The organism is Pseudomonas sp. P5_109 (assembly GCF_034009455.1).
Lineage (GTDB): Bacteria > Pseudomonadota > Gammaproteobacteria > Pseudomonadales > Pseudomonadaceae > Aquipseudomonas.
On sequence record NZ_CP125380.1, the window covers coordinates 3,642,255 to 3,661,355 of the forward strand.

11 protein-coding genes are annotated in these 19,101 nt (G+C 58.5%); 6 read left to right on the forward strand and 5 right to left on the reverse strand.

Features of this window, described 5'->3' with window-relative positions; all coding sequences use genetic code 11:
- The first annotated feature begins 4 nt into the window (after positions 1 to 4).
- From QMK54_RS16320 to QMK54_RS16330, 3 genes are all read left to right on the forward strand, one after another.
- On the forward strand, positions 5 to 3,184 hold the full coding sequence (locus QMK54_RS16320; protein ID WP_223588804.1) for an efflux RND transporter permease subunit: 3,180 nt from the start codon (positions 5 to 7) through the stop codon (positions 3,182 to 3,184).
- Positions 3,184 to 4,605 (forward strand): TolC family protein, encoded by a 1,422-nt coding sequence (locus QMK54_RS16325; protein WP_320400877.1) that lies wholly within the window; start codon positions 3,184 to 3,186, stop codon positions 4,603 to 4,605. The genes QMK54_RS16320 and QMK54_RS16325 overlap by 1 nt, the downstream gene beginning before the upstream one ends.
- 354 nt (positions 4,606 to 4,959) lie before the next feature.
- Positions 4,960 to 6,018, forward strand: coding sequence for an IS110 family transposase (locus QMK54_RS16330; protein WP_320402920.1), 1,059 nt, complete (start codon positions 4,960 to 4,962; stop codon positions 6,016 to 6,018).
- Between the two features lie 479 nt (positions 6,019 to 6,497).
- Here the strand turns inward: QMK54_RS16330 and QMK54_RS16335 are convergent, their stop codons facing one another.
- The 4 genes from QMK54_RS16335 to QMK54_RS16350 form a co-directional block, all read right to left on the reverse strand.
- On the reverse strand, positions 6,498 to 7,445 hold the full coding sequence (locus QMK54_RS16335) for an HlyD family secretion protein (protein ID WP_110658425.1): 948 nt from the start codon (positions 7,443 to 7,445) through the stop codon (positions 6,498 to 6,500).
- 4 nt (positions 7,446 to 7,449) lie between these two features.
- Positions 7,450 to 7,650, reverse strand: a complete 201-nt coding sequence (locus QMK54_RS16340; RefSeq protein WP_008001544.1) for a DUF1656 domain-containing protein — start codon at positions 7,648 to 7,650, stop codon at positions 7,450 to 7,452.
- Positions 7,640 to 9,775, reverse strand: coding sequence for an FUSC family protein (locus QMK54_RS16345; RefSeq protein ID WP_320400878.1), 2,136 nt, complete (start codon positions 9,773 to 9,775; stop codon positions 7,640 to 7,642). Before QMK54_RS16345 ends, QMK54_RS16340 begins: the two co-directional genes overlap by 11 nt.
- An 88-nt stretch (positions 9,776 to 9,863) precedes the next feature.
- On the reverse strand, positions 9,864 to 14,147 hold the full coding sequence (locus QMK54_RS16350; RefSeq protein ID WP_320400879.1) for a hypothetical protein: 4,284 nt from the start codon (positions 14,145 to 14,147) through the stop codon (positions 9,864 to 9,866).
- A 196-nt stretch (positions 14,148 to 14,343) separates the two neighbouring features.
- Here QMK54_RS16350 and QMK54_RS16355 point away from each other — a divergent pair, with 196 nt between their 5' ends.
- The 3 genes from QMK54_RS16355 (at position 14,344) to QMK54_RS16365 (ending at position 18,682) form a co-directional block, all read left to right on the forward strand.
- On the forward strand, positions 14,344 to 15,399 hold the full coding sequence (locus QMK54_RS16355; protein ID WP_320400880.1) for a tetratricopeptide repeat protein: 1,056 nt from the start codon (positions 14,344 to 14,346) through the stop codon (positions 15,397 to 15,399).
- A gap of 113 nt (positions 15,400 to 15,512) precedes the next feature.
- The gene (locus QMK54_RS16360) at positions 15,513 to 17,015 is read left to right on the forward strand and encodes an ATPase domain-containing protein (protein ID WP_320400881.1); all 1,503 of its coding nucleotides are present in this window, start codon (positions 15,513 to 15,515) and stop codon (positions 17,013 to 17,015) included.
- Positions 17,012 to 18,682, forward strand: coding sequence for a response regulator (locus QMK54_RS16365; RefSeq protein WP_320400882.1), 1,671 nt, complete (start codon positions 17,012 to 17,014; stop codon positions 18,680 to 18,682). The genes QMK54_RS16360 and QMK54_RS16365 overlap by 4 nt, the downstream gene beginning before the upstream one ends.
- Before the next feature lie 4 nt (positions 18,683 to 18,686).
- Here QMK54_RS16365 and QMK54_RS16370 read toward each other — a convergent pair whose 3' ends face one another.
- The gene (locus QMK54_RS16370; protein ID WP_110658431.1) at positions 18,687 to 19,064 is read right to left on the reverse strand and encodes a response regulator; all 378 of its coding nucleotides are present in this window, start codon (positions 19,062 to 19,064) and stop codon (positions 18,687 to 18,689) included.
- Positions 19,065 to 19,101 lie beyond the last annotated feature (37 nt).

The window sequence follows — 19,101 nt, forward strand, 5'->3', positions numbered from 1 at the left end:
TACGATGAATTTTTCCCAATTCTTCATTTCGCGGCCGATCTTCGCAGCGGTTCTCTCGCTGTTGATCCTGATCGCCGGTGCGATCTCGCTGTTCCAGCTGCCGATCAGCGAGTACCCGGAAGTGGTGCCGCCGACCGTAGTGGTCCGCGCCAACTTCCCGGGTGCCAACCCGAAAGTCATCGGTGAAACCGTGGCCGCTCCACTGGAGCAAGCCATTACCGGTGTCGAGAACATGCTGTACATGTCCTCGCAGTCGACCGCCGACGGCAAGATCACCCTGACCATCACCTTCGCCCTGGGTACCGACCTGGACAACGCACAGGTGCAGGTGCAGAACCGCGTGACCCGCACCGAGCCGAAACTTCCCGAGGAAGTGACGCGCATCGGTATCACCGTGGACAAGGCGTCGCCCGACCTGACCATGGTTGTGCACTTGACCTCGCCGGACAAACGCTACGACATGCTCTACCTGTCCAACTACGCGATCCTCAACATCAAGGATGAGCTGGCGCGGCTGGGCGGTGTGGGTGACGTGCAACTGTTCGGCATGGGCGACTACTCGCTGCGTGTCTGGCTCGATCCGAACAAGACCGCTTCGCGCAACCTGACCGCAACTGACGTTGTCACCGCCATTCGTGAACAGAACCGTCAGGTGGCCGCCGGTGCACTGGGCGCGCCCCCTGCCCCGAATGCCCAGAGTTTCCAGTTGTCGGTCAACACCCAGGGCCGTCTGGTATCTGAGGAAGAGTTCGAGAACATCATCATTCGCTCTGGCGACAACGGTGAAATCACTCGCCTCAAGGACATCGCCCGGGTTGAACTCGGCTCCAGCCAGTACGCCCTGCGTTCGCTGCTGAACAACCAGCCGGCGGTGGCGATCCCGATCTTCCAGCGCCCCGGCTCCAACGCCATCGAGATCTCCAACGAAGTGCGGGCCAAAATGGCCGAACTGAAGAAGAGCTTCCCTGAAGGCATGGACTTCAGCATCGTCTATGACCCGACGATCTTCGTGCGCGGCTCCATCGAGGCGGTGGTTCACACCCTCTTCGAAGCGCTGATCCTCGTGGTGCTGGTGGTGATCCTGTTCCTGCAAACCTGGCGCGCCTCGATCATTCCGCTGGTCGCTGTGCCGGTCTCGCTGATCGGTACCTTTGCCGTGATGCACCTGTTCGGCTTCTCGCTCAACGCCCTGTCGCTGTTCGGCCTGGTATTGGCGATCGGTATCGTGGTGGACGACGCGATCGTGGTGGTGGAGAACGTCGAACGGAACATTGAACTCGGACTGACGCCGGTCGAAGCGACCAAAAAAGCCATGGGTGAGGTCACCGGCCCGATCATTGCCACGGCGCTGGTGCTGTGTGCGGTGTTTGTGCCGGCTGCGTTCATCTCCGGCCTGACGGGGCAGTTCTACAAGCAGTTCGCCCTGACCATTGCGATTTCGACGGTGATCTCGGCCTTCAACTCGCTGACCCTGTCGCCGGCACTGGCTGCGGTGTTGCTCAAAGGCCACGACGCACCGAAGGACCGTTTCTCGAGGATTCTGGACAAGATGTTTGGCGGCTGGTTGTTCCGTCCGTTCAACCGCTTCTTTGAAAAGGCCAGCCATGGTTATGTCGGCACCGTTGCCCGTGTAATCCGCTCCAGCGGTATCGCCCTGCTGCTGTACGCCGGCCTGATGGTCCTGACCTTCTTCGGTTTCTCCAGCACCCCGACCGGTTTCGTACCCGGCCAGGACAAGCAATACCTGGTGGCCTTCGCGCAACTGCCGGACGCCTCCAGCCTTGACCGTACCGAAGACGTGATCAAGCGCATGTCCGAGCTGGCGCTGAAACAGCCTGGCGTGGAAAGCGCAGTGGCCTTTCCTGGCCTGTCGATCAATGGTTTCACCAATAGCCCGAACGCCGGCATTGTGTTCGTGACCCTGAAGCCGTTCGACGAACGTAAAGACCCGAGCATGTCCGCAGGGGCCATTGCCGGGGCCTTGAACGGCCAGTACGCGAACATCCAGGAAGCCTACATGGCGATCTTCCCGCCGCCGCCGGTACAAGGCCTGGGCACCATCGGTGGTTTCCGCCTGCAGATCGAGGACCGGGGCAACCTGGGCTACGAAGAGCTGTACAAGGAAACCATGAACATCATCAACAAGAGCCACAACGTGCCGGAACTGGCCGGCCTGTTCACCAGCTACACAGTGAACGTGCCCCAGGTCGATGCCGCCATCGACCGCGAGAAAGCCAAGACCCACGGCGTGGCCGTCAGCGACATCTTCGACACCCTGCAGATCTACCTGGGTTCGCTGTATGCCAACGACTTCAACCGTTTCGGTCGCACCTATCAGGTCAACGTTCAGGCCGAGCAGCAGTTCCGCCTCGAATCCGACCAGATCGGCCAGTTGAAAGTGCGCAACAACAAAGGCGAGATGATCCCGCTGGCGACCTTCATCAAGGTCAGCGATACCTCGGGGCCGGACCGCGTGATGCACTACAACGGCTTCATCACCGCTGAAATCAACGGTGCGGCAGCCCCCGGCTACAGCTCCGGCCAGGCCGAAAAAGCCATCGAGAAACTGCTCAAGGAAGAACTGCCCAACGGCATGACCTACGAATGGACCGACCTGACCTACCAGCAGATTCTGTCCGGCAACACCGCGCTGTTCGTGTTCCCGCTCTGTGTGCTGCTGGCGTTCCTGGTACTGGCGGCTCAATACGAAAGCTGGAGCCTGCCACTGGCGGTGATCCTGATCGTACCGATGACCCTGCTGTCGGCCATTACCGGCGTGATTGCCTCCGGTGGCGACAACAACATCTTTACCCAGATCGGTTTGATCGTGTTGGTGGGGCTTGCCTGTAAGAACGCGATTCTGATCGTCGAGTTTGCCAAGGATAAACAGCTTGAAGGCATGAACCCGCTGGCAGCGGTCCTGGAAGCTTGCCGCCTGCGTCTGCGGCCGATCCTGATGACTTCCTTCGCGTTCATCATGGGTGTAGTGCCACTGGTGTTCTCCAGCGGTGCCGGCGCCGAAATGCGCCACGCCATGGGTGTAGCGGTGTTCTCCGGGATGCTCGGGGTGACCTTCTTCGGTCTATTGCTGACGCCGGTGTTCTACGTCCTGATTCGTAACTTTGTCGAGCGCGGCGAGAAGCGCAAAGCTGCCAAGGCCACCCTGAAGCTGGAGTCGCATTGATGAGTTTGAAAGCCTTCCTGCCGAGCCTGCTGGTACTGGCCCTGAGCGCCTGTGCCGTGGGTCCGGACTACAAGACCGAAGCCCTTGAACCGGCCAACATCACCACCGCCACCGATGGTGCGGCCGGCCAGAAGAACTTTGACCGTTCACGTTTCGAAGGCATCTGGTGGCAGCAGTTCGAAGACCCGACCCTCAACCAGTTGGTGACGCAATCACTGCAAGGCAACCGCGATCTGCGCGTCGCCTTCGCCCGCTGGAAAGCGGCGCGGGCGATCCGCGATGACGTCAGCAACGACGCCATGCCGACCATCACCAGCCGCGTCAGCAGTGACCTGGGCAAAGGCCAGATTCCGGGCCAGACCACCGACCGGGTCAACAGCGAACGCTACGACCTGGGCCTGGACATGGCTTGGGAGATCGACCTGTTCGGCCGTATCCAGCGCAACCTGGAGTCGGCCAACGCCGAGCAACAGGCGTTTGAAGCCGATCTGTACCAACTGCAAGTCAGCATGATTGCCGAACTGGTGGACTCCTACGGTCAACTGCGCGGTGCGCAGTTGCGGGAGAAGATCGCCCTGGCCAACCTGCAGAACCAGCAGGAGTCGCGCAAGATCACCATCAGCCTGCGAGATGCCGGCGTTGGCGATCAGCTCGATGTCGAGCGTGCCGATGCCCGTTTGGCCTCGGTCGAAGCCAGCGTGCCGCAGCTGCAGGCTGAACAGGTTCGGCAGAAAAACCGCATCGCCACCCTGCTGGGTGAACGTCCGGACAAGCTGACCGTTGACTTGAGCCCGAAAGACCTGCCGGCGATCGCCAAGGCCCTGCCGATCGGTGATCCGGGTGAACTGCTGCAGCGCCGTCCGGACATTCGCAGTGCCGAACGCAAGCTGGCCTCGGCCACCGCGCGTATCGGCGTGGCCAAGGCGGATTTGTTCCCGCGTGTCAGCCTCAGCGGCTTCCTTGGCTTTACGGCCGGGCGCGGCTCGCAGATCGGCTCCTCGGCGGCCAACGCCTGGGCACTCGGCCCGAGCATCACCTGGGCGGCGTTTGACCTGGGTAGTGTGAAGGCCCGTTTGCGCGGCGCCGACGCCGATGCCGAAGGCGCCCTGGCGACCTATGAGCAGCAAGTATTGCTGGCTTTGGAAGAGTCGGAAAACGCTTTCAGCGACTACGGCAAACGCCAGCAGCGCCTGATCTCGTTGATTCGCCAGAGCGAGTCCAGCCGCTCGGCCGCCGACCTCGCAGAGATCCGCTACCGCGAAGGCAACACCGATTTCCTCGTGCTGCTCGACGCCCAGCGTGAACGCCTGGCCGCCGAAGACACCCAGGCCCAGGCCGAGGTCGACCTGTATCGCGGCATCGTCGCGATCTACAAGGCCCTCGGTGGCGGCTGGCAGCCGGAGACGGTTGCGAGCAACTGACTTGAAGTTTTAAAGCGCTCCTTTGGTTGGCCGTAACCAACCAATTTTTTAGCCCTGCGTCTCATTCGGTCGCGGGGCTTTTTTTGCCCGAAACTTGCCCGGTCCCTGTAGGAGCGAGCCTGCTCGCGATGGACGTCAACGATAACGCGTGCAAACTGGATAAACGCGGCGCCCTTGAGCCCATCGCCAGCAAGCCGGCTCCTACAGGTATTGCGCGGCCTGCCTTGTAATTGGATGGACTCGCCCAAGCCGAGGCGTCAATGCGCCACGGTGGCAGTCTAAACAGCCAACGACAGCGAGGGCGAGTCCATGAAAAATCATAGTTCGTTTGATCAATCCGTGTCTTCTTCCGATTTGTCGGCCTGCACAACCTTGGCGGTCGACTTGGCCAAACAGGTCTTTCAGGTCGCCGGTGAAGATATCCTCGGCCAGGTGCTCTACGAGCAGCGGATCAAGTCGCGCGAGGCGTTTTATGATTTTCTCCGACAGTTGCCGCCGCATGTCGTGGTTTTGATGGAGACCGGTCCGGGTGCCCAGGCCTGGGCCCGGCAGCTGCAAGAGCAAGGCAATCCGGTGCGGATTCTTCCAGCCGGTTTGGTGGCCACACATCGCAGCGGGCCTAAAAATGATCGCAACGATGCGCTGGCGATTCTGCGGGCCAATCGCGATGAAAAAATCTGCGCAGTACCGGTCAAAAGCGTTGCGGCGCTGGCAATGCAGGCGTTGCATCGCGCCCGCCAGGGCTATGTGCGTCGACGCACGGCCCTCAGTAATCAGATGCGCGGCCTGCTGCTTGAGCACGGCGTAGCCTTGGCACAGGGCGATGTTGCGATCAGCCAGAAAATCCCGCGGGTGCTGGAAGATGCCACCCAACCGGTGCCGGGCCTGCTGCGTGAACTGATCGACGAACTGTTGGCCGAGTGGCGCCATTTGGGCGAGCGCATCAGCGTACTGACGGGACGCCTGGAAGTGGCCGCCAACGCTGACATGACGGCGAAGCGGCTAATGACTGTACGCGGCATCGGCCCGGTCACTGCCACGGCACTGGTGGCCAAGGAAACCAAGCCTGAGCGCTTTCCCAATGCCCGCAAGTTTGCCGCGTACTTTGGCATGGTGCCTGACCAGCACAGCAGCGGGGAGACGGTCCGGTTGGGGGGCATGACCAAGCGAGGTGATGCTTATTTACGCAGCCTGATGATCCAGGGGGCCCATGCGGTGCTGCAACAACTACGACCTGATTCCCAGCAACCCGATGACCGCCGCTTGTTGCACTGGATGAGCCGGTTGGGCCGCAAGGAGGCTGCGATCAGGCTAGCCAACCGCAACCTGCGAATCGTCTGGGTGCTTCTACAGAATGACCAGACTTATCGTCGCCACGCGGGTGATGGCCAGCCAGCGACGATGGGCCACTGAGCGACAGAGTTCTGCCACCGAGGTACTAACCGTCTGACCCTCTGCTGAAAAAAATTGACCCCAGGTAAGACCGGCGTGGATTGATGCCTAAGCTCCTACTGGCCTTCGAGGCCTGACTGTAATCGGCATACCACGAGCTTTTTCCAATTTTGGCCAGAAGCCGAAGACGGCTTCCACGAATAGGCCTAATACATAGATGCAACGGGGCAGCGGTTTTTCAAAAGCGGGTAGACAGTGGGGGCGAGTCCATACATAGGAGCTGGCTTGCCAGCGATGGTCGTCAACGATAACGCGTGCAAACTGGATAAACGCGGCGCCCTTGAGCCCATCGCCAGCAAGCCGGCTCCTACAGGTATTGCGCGACCTGCTGCCCGTTGTAGGAGCTGGCTTGCCAGCGATGGTCGTCAACGATGACGTGTGCAAACTGGATAAACGCGGCGCCCTTGAGCCCATCGCCGGCAAGTCGGCTCCTACAAGGGTTAGCGGTTTTCCTGGACGGTCACAGTGGCCGTGGTCCCCGCCCTGAGGTTTTTCTTACCGGCATAGTCGGCATCGATCTCGATCCGCACCGGCACTCGTTGCGCCAGTTTGATCCAGGTGTAACTGGGATTGATGTTGGCCAGCAGGCGACCGCCCGGCAGGTTTTCCCGGTCGGCAATGGCGAAGGCAATGCTCTGCACTTTGCCGCCGAACGTCTCGCCACTCATCAACTCGATCTTGACCCGGTCACCCTCCTCGATCCGCGGCAACTTGGTTTCTTCAAAGTAACCGCTGACATAGAACGAGTCGCTGTCAACCAGCGCCAGCAACGGGCCGCCGGCCGAAGCGTAGTCGCCCTCCCGGGTCAGCAGATTGGTGACAAAGCCGGTCACCGGGGAGACGACATGGGTACGCTGCAAATCGAGCTCGGACTGGGTCAAGGCCGCGATGGCCAATTGCACGTTGGCCTGGGCCAACACCAGATTGGCCTGATTGCGCAGCAAGTCAGCCTGGGCAACCGACACATCGGTGTTGGCTTTCTCCCATTCTTCGCCGGAAATCGCCGAACGATCCTTGAGCGTGCGCCGCCGTTGCTCCTCACTCTGGCGTTGCTTGAGCAACGCTTCGCTGGCGCTAATGGCCGCCTGGGCTTGTCCGAGCGAGGCTTTCGATACTTCAACGGCACGCTTGGCATGCTCCACCGCCAGGGTGTAACGCGCCGGATCGATCTGCAGCAGCGCCTGGCCTTTGTCCACGTGTTGGTTGTCCTGCACGGACAGGCTGACGATTCGCCCTGAAACATCGGCGGACAAGGTCACCACATCGGCACGCACCCGGGCATCCCGGGTCCAGGGGGCGCGGGTGTAGTGCTCCCAGGCGAACCAACCCAGGATGACGGCCAGCAGCACCACCGCGACGGTCGTGAGTCGGGAAAGGATGTTCTTCAAGGCATCAGGCTCCCATCACCAGGATCAACGTGGCGCAGACACAGACATACAGCGCGCCTTCGAACAACGCTTCATGCCAGACGAACTGCAGCACGCCAAGGCGCCGCAACGTCCAGTCCAGCAACAGGAAAATCGGCAAACCCAGCAGCAGCGCCTGGGCAATCGGGGGCAGATAGGCCCCCCCTACTTCCAGATCAATGGGCAAGGACAGGGTCTCCTTCAAGGCCTGCGGGTTGAAAGTAACCGCGATAACGCTCGACGAACGACACCACGATCAGCAGCGCCACACGCATACGGAACACTGACCACAAGTGCTCATGGACATTGGTATGCAAGGCATCCAGTTCGTCGCCCAGGGTGTGCAGGTTATCCAGCACCTGCGCCACTTCGACCCCGGGCCGGGCGGCGACCAGCCTTCCCGTTTCCCGGACTGTCGAAAACAGGCGGCTTTGCAGATCGGGATTCAACAAGGCGTTGTTCTGTCCCTGCTGCCTGAGCTGATTCAGGGCAATACCCAGTGCCATACAGCCCAGGCTGACTTGAAACAGTTCACGCGATTGCGGCTCCTGGGTCGCTGGCAGCAGCCCCAACATCATGGTCAGGCGATCAACCATGCGGCTCTCGAAAGCAAACTGCTGTTCGTCGGTCGCCGAGGTCTTCAGCAAGGCGTACACCTGCTCGCAGTTCTCCTTGTAGAGCCTGCGCATGCGCAGATCCGGCCTGAACGGAAAGATCAGCGCATAGACACTCAGCGCCAGCACCGTCGCACAGGTATAAGCCCCGGCAAACTCGAACCACTGGATGGCGGTGTTTTGACCGATTCCCACGTTCAACGGGCCGAGCAACAGAAAGGTCGTGAGCCCCAGGCCAATGCCGGTTCCCGTTGTGGCTGGGTTGGCCAACCCTACCGACACGGCATACAGCAAGGGCGCCAGCAGCAAGGCAAGCATCTCGAAATTGCTGATCATCGGCACAAACATGAACTGCAGCAGCGCCGAGACCACCAGCGCCAGCCCAAATCCCCTGGCATAGCTTTGCACGGCCAGCAACGGCCGGGGAAAGGTCGACATCAGCGAGCAAAGGATGCCCACCAGCACCATCCCGCCTCGCGCACCGTCCCAACCGGTTTCGATCCAGATCAAGCCAGCGATCAACAACGCGGAAAAGGCCCGGATGGCATTCATGGTCGCCAGGGTGAAGTCCAGGTGCAGCGGGTTTTCCCGCCCGCGAAACACGCTGCTGGCAGGTCGGCCGCTCTGGATCGCATCACTCAGTTCCAGAATCTGTTCGAGTTGCTGCAGCAGGCGCGCCTGCTCCCAGCGCAGCGACCAGGCCAGCGAGCGCAAGGTGGCCGGCAGCGGCTCGGTCAATTGTTCGGCCCTGTAGGCCAGTGCATCGAAGCGTTGTTGCAGCACCGTGAAATAGTGACGCCTTTCGCTGGACAGCGAGCGCCCCTGCTGCGCCAATTCATCAAGAAACGCCAGTTCTTCGGCGCGTATCTGTTGAATTTCCTCAGGCAACTCGCCCTCCCAGCGCTCGGTCAACAGCAACCGCTGATGGCGCAAGGCAGTCAATCGCGCGGTCAACAGCACCAATTGATTGCCTAACAGTTGCACCAGACCGTTGGCACTGCGCAAGCGCGGGGCATCGTAGTACATGTGCCGGCGCACGCCCTCCAGGCCGCTGATCTGGCCCAACAGCTGCATTTGCCGCTGTTGGAAATCGGCCTCGCTCTCTTCGGTGCGAATGACGGCGCTGGCATGGGTGGCCAGCAACCGGGTGATCTGATCGATCCTGGCGAAGTAGTCCCGGGCCACGGCTTCCGGCCTGGCGGTGAGCAGGCTGACCACGCACACGCAGGCAACCGCCAGCAAAGTTTCGGTGACGCGGGTCACCGCCAGCAAAAAGGTGCCGTCCTGATCGGGAATCGCCAGCAACGCGATAACCACGGCGGTGTAGCCACTGAGCACGAATGCCCCGGAACTGGTGTAGCGCAACAGCGTGCCACCGGCGGTGCACAATGCCAGCCACAGGGCCAGGGTGGTGATGAACGGCAACGGCGCCTGCGGAAATATCGCCATGATGGTCACCGCTACGACCGCCCCCATGGTGGTACCGATGACTTGGCCAAAACTGCGCGCCAGCACCATGCCGCCCAGTGGCTGGCTGATGATGACCACGGCCATGATCGACCACTTGGGCTGGTCCAGGTCGAACAAAAACGCCAGGTACAGGGTCAACAACCCGGCCGCCATGGTTCGCAAGGCAAACAACAGCACCCCGGGGCCGGGGTTGATGATCGCCTTGAAGTATTGAAGCAACGCTTGCATGGGAATGCCTGTCGAGGTATCTCATGCAAGCGTAGTCACAGCTTTGGGCTCTCGACAGGTTTGAGTGGCTTCAAAACCTGGCCGGCAATTACACCGCTGGTTTCGCCGCCGAAGTGACGTTTACAAACCTTACCAACGGTTTTACCAAGCCGTGGACAGCGCCGTCCATGATGGGAACGCTGTTACGAATGGCTTCCTGCAACGCAAGCGGATTTGGCCAAAATTTATTGAGTTTGTCATAAGCACCCAGCACTCTCGATCCTGGAATTTTTTCCCCAAAGTTAATCTCCAACGGTTTAGAACCCAATTCTATTGGCGGTCGGTCGGCGTAGTTACGATTCGCATACAAATCAAAACCCGGTGTGCCCCTGGCATCGATAACGTATGTGATTCCCCCCTCTGGTCTCCCCGCACCATAGTGATGCGCGCCTGCGCCTCCTTCGGAAAGATAAGGAGATGTTGAAATTCCTCGACCATCCCAGTCTGCTTGATTTTTTCCGCCGCCAAAACCACCCTTCATGCCGTTCACTTGTTTCACATTTTTAATCGGATGGGTTAATTCGAAGCCATGTTCAAAAGCATATTCCGCGTTTTCTTTAAAAGTAGGCATCCCGTTGCGAAACTTTTCACCACGCAAAAGAAAACCCTCGTGAACATAACCAGATTGAGGATTGGCGAAATATCTAACGCCCGTTTGTTTCGCTAGTTTTTCCGCTACGCGCGGCCCATCAGCCAGGTGATTCAATTTATCAATAACGTTATGATTTCGGAATTTTCGGTCCCTCAAAGCCTGGATTTTTGAACTACTCCTCACTTTGGCAGGTATCCATTTCGGTATATCGTTAAACTGTTTAGCCAAGCTGCGAGGAATGCGCTTCAAGTCCAGTATTTCCAAAACTTTATGTGTAATCTTCGAATTCGCCACCTTGGTAAAGGCGCTACCTAATAATTTGCTCGCCAAGGGGCCGGCAAAGTCCATAATCACGCCCCTCATTGCATTTTTTTCATGAAGTTCTCTGGTTGCGGGATCATCAGCCAGGATGGCACGTACGGCGTCCGTTCCTGTTGATGGCAAGCCTAGAAGGAAAGCTCCCGCAGCACGAGTCGCCGCGGATACAGGCACTCCAGCAACCGGTACGAAACCTACGGCGATGGAAAGTGCAACGAGTAACTTGCCCGCAGCATCCAGCGCTCCGTCCGCTAAACGCTCCCAACCTGTTGATACCAACGCGTCCACGTCCGATAGAACCTTATCAACCTGCACTTTATAGAGCGTTTCAATAATATTTTCATCCGGATGGCCGCTTGGTACGAGTGGTTCATAAGACCAATAATAACGCCCCCCCTCTTTAAAGGCCCACTGTGGTTCGTAATCGGCATCCACACGACCATAACTTTCTTCAATCCTTATTCGATCCGCAATGTCTTTCTTCAAATCACTAGGAACAAAGGCTTTTTCTTCACCTTCTGCCCAGCTCTTCGGCACCTCGACAACTTTGCGTTCATTCAATAAAACCAATAACCCATAACCAGATTTGCCAGAAAGATAAATCGCATCGCTCAATGGCCATCGCTCCCTTCTTTCCTTAGAGTTCGCGAAGACAAGTTCCCCGTGAAGATCGCCACTCAAAAAATCATTCGCGATGGTGGCGCCTTCCGTAGAACGCGTCTCAGTCTTTAAGTAGCTATCTAGCGCGAATTCCACGTCTTTTTCTTTTTTTAACCTCCATAGCGCAGCGACATCCGGACGATTGATTACCTCATTGATCAGTTTTTTGTAATCGTCCTGGAAATTTGCCGAGGAAATGGCGTCTTTTAATTCCGATGACATACCTTGCGGCCACGCGACCTCAACCCGTTCGTTAAATGAACTTCCCCTTAAATGAGCATCAATGCACACCTCCGCCAGAGTGAATTTTTTTACTTCAATACTGAACGGAGGAAGCGAAAATGGTTTTACGCTTGTATAAACAACGTTGACAGACGTATTGGCTGTAATTCCTGCCGCTTTATCCCGCAAAGAGCTGTGTTCAGCGAATAGATTGCTGATGGAGGCGGCGAGAAACTTGTAGGGGTCCGAGATTTTCTGAGCAGCCTCAAATGTGGCAATGACTTTTTGCGCCGCTTGATCGACTGTTACACCCGGAGCAATTTCCTCATCAGGCTGTTGCACGGGAGTGACTTCCTGCAACCGTCGATTCGACGCATCAACGACTGCTTTCGCTATGATAATGCGTATAAATACTCCCTTAGGCCCCACGTTGACCTCTACGTCGCGTTTATTACGAACGCCGGCCATTTCCTCGCTGTCCCGAAACGGGTTAGCAAAGACCTGTGCTTCCATAACATTTTCATCATCCAGGTCATCCTCCGACTCGCCTTCAACATCTGAAGTCGACAGCTCCATCATTTCTGCGAGCATGGACTGATAAGTCATGTCGGGCATATCCGGAAAGGATTGTTGTAGAAGCTCCTCTACGTCCTCTATCAATTGTGGATCGTCGACCGGATCCAGGTACTCGGACTGGCTGACACGCTGCGCAATCTCGGCCGCAAAATCTGGTTGTTCCTCAAATAGGTCCTCTACATCCTCAAGAATAGCTTCATAGATAAGCGCGGCTTCATCAGGCATGACCTCAAGCTCGGGTGCTCCTATCCGGGAAGGATCAATTATTTCAGGCACAGGCTGAAACCAGTTGGTGTAAAGACCGCTGATTCCCATGAACGCCGCGAAGATGCCCACGGCACTACGCGGATGGCGCTCGATCAAATCACCCGTTCGGCTTATTACGGCAGCACCCGTGCTGATCAAAGTCCCACTCATCCTGCTGAGCCACTCACCCAGTTGCTGTCTCAGCGCCTCCATATCGGGTGTGCGGCTCCATATCGCACTGGCGTGAGAATGCTCGACTGCTGGGTTGTCTACCCGAATCTTCAGTGGGTCGAGCATGACTACAACCTTCTCTAGCTCACTGGCATAGGCGGTATTCCAGGGCGTGATGGTGTTGATGAGCCAGGTTGCAACCTCGTCGACTTGCGCGGCGAATTGCGCTGGCGAGATCTGGTTCATGAGGCTTTGAGTAACAACGTCTGGATGCTCGGGTGCTGGAGTGAATGATCGGGAAGGAAGATCAGTTGCACCATTTTTCCAGGCGTGGCCGCCCGGTTCGGATCTCCTCGAGTGACTGCCGGGCTCAGGATTGGGACGGGATGTTGAAATGTGGCTACTGTCCAGCCTCAGTAGGCGGGCAGTATTCAGCGCATTGCACACGTATAAAAGCTTGCCAACGAATCCTTCAGGCACTCTCGGGCCTTTCGTGGAGACTGCTGTGTAAAAGTCCGCGTTGCGCTCAATGGTCTGCAAGTGCGACAGCAGGGTTGGCCCACGCTCATCTGAGGCGCGCGCATCTTGCACTTTTGTCTGATTCAACAGGGCCCATAACGTCCCGGCGCCCTGAGAAAAACTATCGAGCCAACTGGGGCCGACGATCCACTCGAACCAAGTCGGCTTAATGACTTCGACGGGGCTGATTTGTGCGAGAACAGCTTCGACAGTCTTCGCAAACCCATCGGGCCAGCGAACGCGCGCCACTTGCGATGGATTCTTGAGTTCGTGAATGAAATCGCGCAATGCCTCGTGCGCGTTGTGGGGCGTGGGGCGTACCTTGGACAGGTCTTCAAGCATCAACAGTTTGCCATCAAGCGCGCCATCACTTGCGCGAATATAGCTCCGGGCTTGTTTGGCGATCTGCTTGATTGCCTGCCATTGCTCATCCGGCATTAACTCATTGTTTGCAATCCGCTCATCCCGCTGTGCACTTGAACGATTCAAATGGGACTGGATAAACCCGGTCACGCCCTCCCCGTTTTGCCCACTTGGAAACCTGATATTTTCTCCCAACGCTGTTTGCCACTGACTCGGCGGTAGATCGCAAATTACTTTTACGATGACTTGCAGCCGACTTTTTGTCAGCTCACCAACAGGACGAATCGAGCGCAACATCGCGTCAGCAAGTAATCCGGCAAGGACCTGGCCTGTCTTTGTTTGCAAGATGCCGCTGCTGAGAATGTCCAGCATTTCCTGCTCCGACAGCGTTGTCGTTCTCAAATGCTCCGTGAGCGCAGACCACGCCCGATCGAGACCTGCCTGATTGGCAAAATCTGCAGAAGATTGGAATGTCGGACCTGCCAATACCGGTGGCGGCAAGTCAGCATTCGATCTTGTGGCGTTTTGTAATAAGCGCAGGATCTCAGGGTTATTCCTGGCCCTTGAAAACTCATGGGAGAGTCGGGTTTCGGGTCGATTATCGTTAACCTGAAAATGTGCAGTCGAAGAGCCCGCGGCAGAGGTTACGTTACGAAAAGGTGGCATTGTTTTTTCCGTGGGTGCTGGACATTTCCATCCAGCTTAAACACCCGTCTCCCGCACAACTTTTAAAAAACGCTTATTGAGTCGTTCTATCAGGGGACCGGCCAAGGTCGCATTCACCCAACTCAACGTTTGACTCACAGCCTTGCCTGACCGAAGCTGGCAACTTTGCCAAAGCTTGCCAGCTTCCGGATTCTGCATGCCCAAGTCCCGCCGCAACCTGCTCATCAGTCTCTCTATCCTGTTCGCCATCGGACTTGCGTGGTATTCCCTGCGCGATACCACCCCGGCGGTGCCCGAAGCCATCAAGCATGGTTACAGCGAAGCGCTGGCTGCTGCCCGGGCCGGTCAACCGGGGGCCGCGCGGGTGCTCTATCAGCAATTGGGTCGCCCGGACCTGTCGCCCAAGCGGCGCGTCTGGCTGCATGCCGAACTGCCGAATTATCCAAGCTCGGTGGCCCTGAAACTGGCGGACTCCGACTTGCAGAACGAGTCGCCCGAAGTGCGTATCGCCGCGATCAAGAGCATCAGCGCCCTGGTGCCGAACGGCCAGCGCAGTCTGTTGCTGGGGCCATTGCTCGATGACAGCGAACAAAGCGTTCGACTGGCCGCAATCAATGCGCTGCTGGGCTTGTCCCCGGACGACCTGGGGTTGTATTTCGGGCCGCTGGAGCAAGCCATCGACGCCTGGGAACAAGTGCTCAAGAGCGAGCCGCAAAGCGCCGACAATCAGTACCAACTGGCCCGACTGCACCTGCACAACGCCGAGCTCAAGGAAGCGCAACAGGCCCTGGACAACACCCTGCGCCTGGCGCCGGACAACCTGCCGGCGCTGGTGCTGCAAATCGAAGTGCTGGATAAACAGGGCCAAAACGACGCCGCCCGGCAGCTGTTGGCCAAACAACTCCAGGCGCAACCCGACTCGGCCTATCTGCAACATGCCCTGGGGCTCTGGCTGCTGCATCACGAGCAAAGCGAGTTCGCCCTGCTCGGCCTGTCCAAGGCCGTTGAACTTGAGCCGAACAACCGCGATTACCGCTACGACCTGGCGACCACGTTGCACGGTGAGCAGGAGCTCGAAGCGGCGCAGAATCAGTTGCAGGAAATCGTTCAGCGCCATCCGAACGATCGCAAGGCCCGGGTGCTGCTGATCAATTACTGGAAGGAAAGCGGGCAGCTGCAAAACGTGCAGATCCTCTCGGCCCAGCTCGAACAAATGAACCCCGATGATCCGGCGCTGCAACAGGGGCTCTGACCCCGACTGACATTTCGTTGAACCGTCGTCCCGGCCAAGGGTCAAGTGAAAAGGCAGCCTAACGCCATGTTTCCCATGGCTGCCTCGTTCCCAGGCCAGGAGAGGACACTCATTTGTCTCTATTCAACGAATTGAACTTTACCAAGGCAGCCACCGGTATCGAAGGTCTTGACGATATCCTCAATGGCGGACTGTCTCGCGGTCATGTGTTTTTGCTGGAAGGCGAACCTGGCACCGGCAAGACCACCGTGGCGTTGCATTTCCTGTTGGCAGGTGCGCAAGCCGGTGAACGTTCGTTGTACATCACGCTGTCCGAAACCGAACGCGAGCTGCGCCAGGGCGCCTTGTCCCATGGCTGGGAGATGGATGACAACGTCCATATCTTCGAGCTGACGCCCCCGGAAAGCCTGCTCAATGCCGAACAGCAGCAGTCGCTGCTCTATTCCTCCGACCTTGAATTGGGCGAAGCCACCCGCCAGATCTTCGAAGTGGTCGAACGGGTCAAACCGACCCGGGTTGTGCTGGACAGCCTTTCCGAGATTCGCCTGCTGGCGCAAAGCTCGCTGCGCTATCGCCGGCAGATCCTGGCGATCAAACACTATTTCGTGCGGTACGACGCCACGGTGCTGCTGCTCGATGACCTGACCACCGAGTCCCTGGACAAAACCGTGCACAGCGTCGCCCACGGCGTGATTCGCCTGGAAGAGTTGACGCCAAACTATGGCGCCGAACGACGTCGCATCCGCGTGGTGAAGTACCGCGGCCAGAAATACCGGGGCGGCTTTCATGACTTCACCATCATGGCCGACGGCGTACATGTCTTCCCGCGCCTGGTGGCCGCCGAACATCGCGGTCAATACCTGCGCCAGCAATTGACCAGCGGCATCCGCGAAATGGATTCGCTGCTGGGCGGCGGGATCGAAACCGGTTCCAGCACCTTGATTCTCGGTCCGGCCGGTACCGGCAAATCGCTGATCTCCATGGTGTTCGCCGCCGCGGCCGTGGCCCGGGGTGAAAAAGCCGCGTTGTTCATTTTCGATGAAGAGATGGGGTTGCTGTTCGAGCGCATGAAGAACATCGGCATCGATTTGCAGGCCCTGCAAGACAGCGGCAATTTGCTGATCGAACAAGTGGACGCGGCGGAACTCTCTCCCGGCGAGTTCTCCCACCGGGTCCGGCGCTGTGTCGACGAAGGCAATATCAAAACCGTGGTGATCGACAGCATCAATGGCTATCAGGCGGCAATGCCGGAAGAGAACGCCCTGGTGCTGCACATGCACGAGTTGCTGCTGTACCTCAATCGCCAGGGCGCCGCGACCTTCATGACGGTTGCCCAGCATGGCCTGGTCGGTGACATGCAGGCCCCGGTCGACATCACTTACCTGGCCGATACGGTCATTCTGCTGCGTTATTTCGAAGCACTGGGCAAGGTGCGCCGGGCGATTTCGATCATCAAGAAACGTACCGGCAGCCATGAATCGACCATCCGGGAATACCGCATCAGCGCCCAGGGCATGACCATCGGTGAACCGCTGGAAGCCTTCCAGGGCGTGTTGCGTGGCGTCCCCACCTATCTTGGGGCCAGCAAACCGTTGCTCGCGGACGAGATCCGGTGACGGTCATGCAAGCGACGCCCGAACACGCAATCATCCTTGCACCACGAGGGCGCGACAGCCAGTTAGCCCTGATGATGCTCAACGAGGCCGGGGTTCACGGGGTGATCAGTCGCGACCTGCCAGGGTTGTGCGCCGAACTGGAACTGGGAGCCGGCCTGCTGCTGATCTCCTCCGAGGCACTGCTCGGTGGTGATCTGGAACCGCTGATCCGCTTGATCGAACAGCAGCCCGCATGGTCGGACCTGCCGATCGTATTGATGACGCACCATGGCGGCCCACAACAGAACCCGGCATCACGCTTCGGCCCGCAATTGGGCAACGTGACCTTCCTCGAACGTCCTTTTCACCCGGTCACGCTGATCAGCCTGGTCACCACGGCCCTGCGCGGGCGTCGACGGCAGTACGAAGCCAGGGATCGGCTGATTGACCTGAGCCAGAGCGAACTGCGCCTGCAAAACACCCTTGAAACCCTTGAACAGCAAGTGGAAGAGCGCACTGCGCAACTTCGCCACAACGAAGAAGCGTTGCGCCAGTCGCAGAAAATGGAAGCCGTCGGCCAGCTCACCGGCGGTATCGCCCACGACTTCAACAACATGCTGACCGGCATCATCGGCAGCCTCGAGTTGTTGCGTCGACGCCTGGCCCGGGGGCGAACCGAAGACCTCGACAGCCTGATCGATCTAGGGGTGACTTCAGCCAACCGTGCGGCGGGCCTGACTCACCGGCTACTGGCTTTTTCCCGGCGGCAGTCGCTGGATTCGAAACCCGTGGAGATGAACACCCTGGTGATTTCCATGGGCGAACTGCTGCAACGCAGCATCAACGAAAGCATTCACCTGGACATGCAACTCGATGAGCAACTGTGGGTGGCCAAAGCCGATCCCAATCAACTGGAAAGCGCCCTGCTCAACCTGGTGATCAATGCTCGCGATGCCATGCCCAATGGCGGCAGACTGGTGGTCTCCACCTCGAACCAATGCCTCGACGAGGATTTCACTCAAGCACAAGGCAATCTCGATGCAGGGGATTACGTGGTGCTCAGCGTGACCGATACCGGCTGCGGTATGCCGCAAAGCATCATCAACCGCGTCTTTGATCCGTTCTTCACCACCAAGCCCATCGGCCAAGGCACCGGGCTGGGTTTATCCATGATCTATGGCTTCAGCAAGCAGTCGGGAGGTCACGTCGCCATCCACAGCGTCGTGGGCGAAGGCACCACGGTGAGCCTGTTTCTGCCGCGCTTTGGGGGTGACCTGCCCCAGGAGCATCCGATCAACGTCGAATACCCGCCCTTTGCCAATAATGGCGAGACGGTGCTGATAGTCGAGGACGATCCGGCGGTGCGGGTGCTGGTCAGCACGGTGTTGAGCGAGCTGGGTTATACCTTCGTCGAGGCCTGTGATGGCGATAGCGCGGTACCGATCCTCGATTCCGCCCAGCGCATCGACCTGCTGATCAGCGATGTCGGCCTGCCCGGCATGAATGGCCGGCAACTGGCGGAAATCGGCCGGCAACTGCGGCCCGATCTCCGGGTGCTGTTCATCACCGGCTACGCCGAGCATGCCGCGGTGCGCGGCGGGTTCCTCGATCCGGGCATGCAGATGATCACCAAGCCATTTACCTTCGACCTGTTGACGGCGAAGGTCAGGGAGATGCTCAGCGCCTGAACGCTTACGAAAGCATGTCCTGCATCAGCTCCTGCAATTTGTCCAGATCGAACGGTTTGTCCAGGATCGGCGCCTTGCGGGTGATCGGGCTGTCGGTGTCACGGATTTCCTGGGCATAGCCGCTGATGAAAATCACCTTGAGTTCCGGTCGCAGTTTCACGGCGGGCTCGGCGATCTGCACGCCGGAGATGCCGCCAGGCAAGCGGAAGTCGGTGATCATCATGTCCAGGTGTGGTTTGCTCGCCAGGATCTCAAAAGCCTGTTCGCCGTTTTCGGCCTGCAATACGCGGTAACCCTCGCCCGACAGATAAGCGGACAGCACCATCAGAATCGAGGGGTCGTCCTCGACGACGAGTACTACATCTTGTGCATCTTCGCTCATGGGAAGCCTTTGTTCGGTCAATTGCTGCTGATACGAC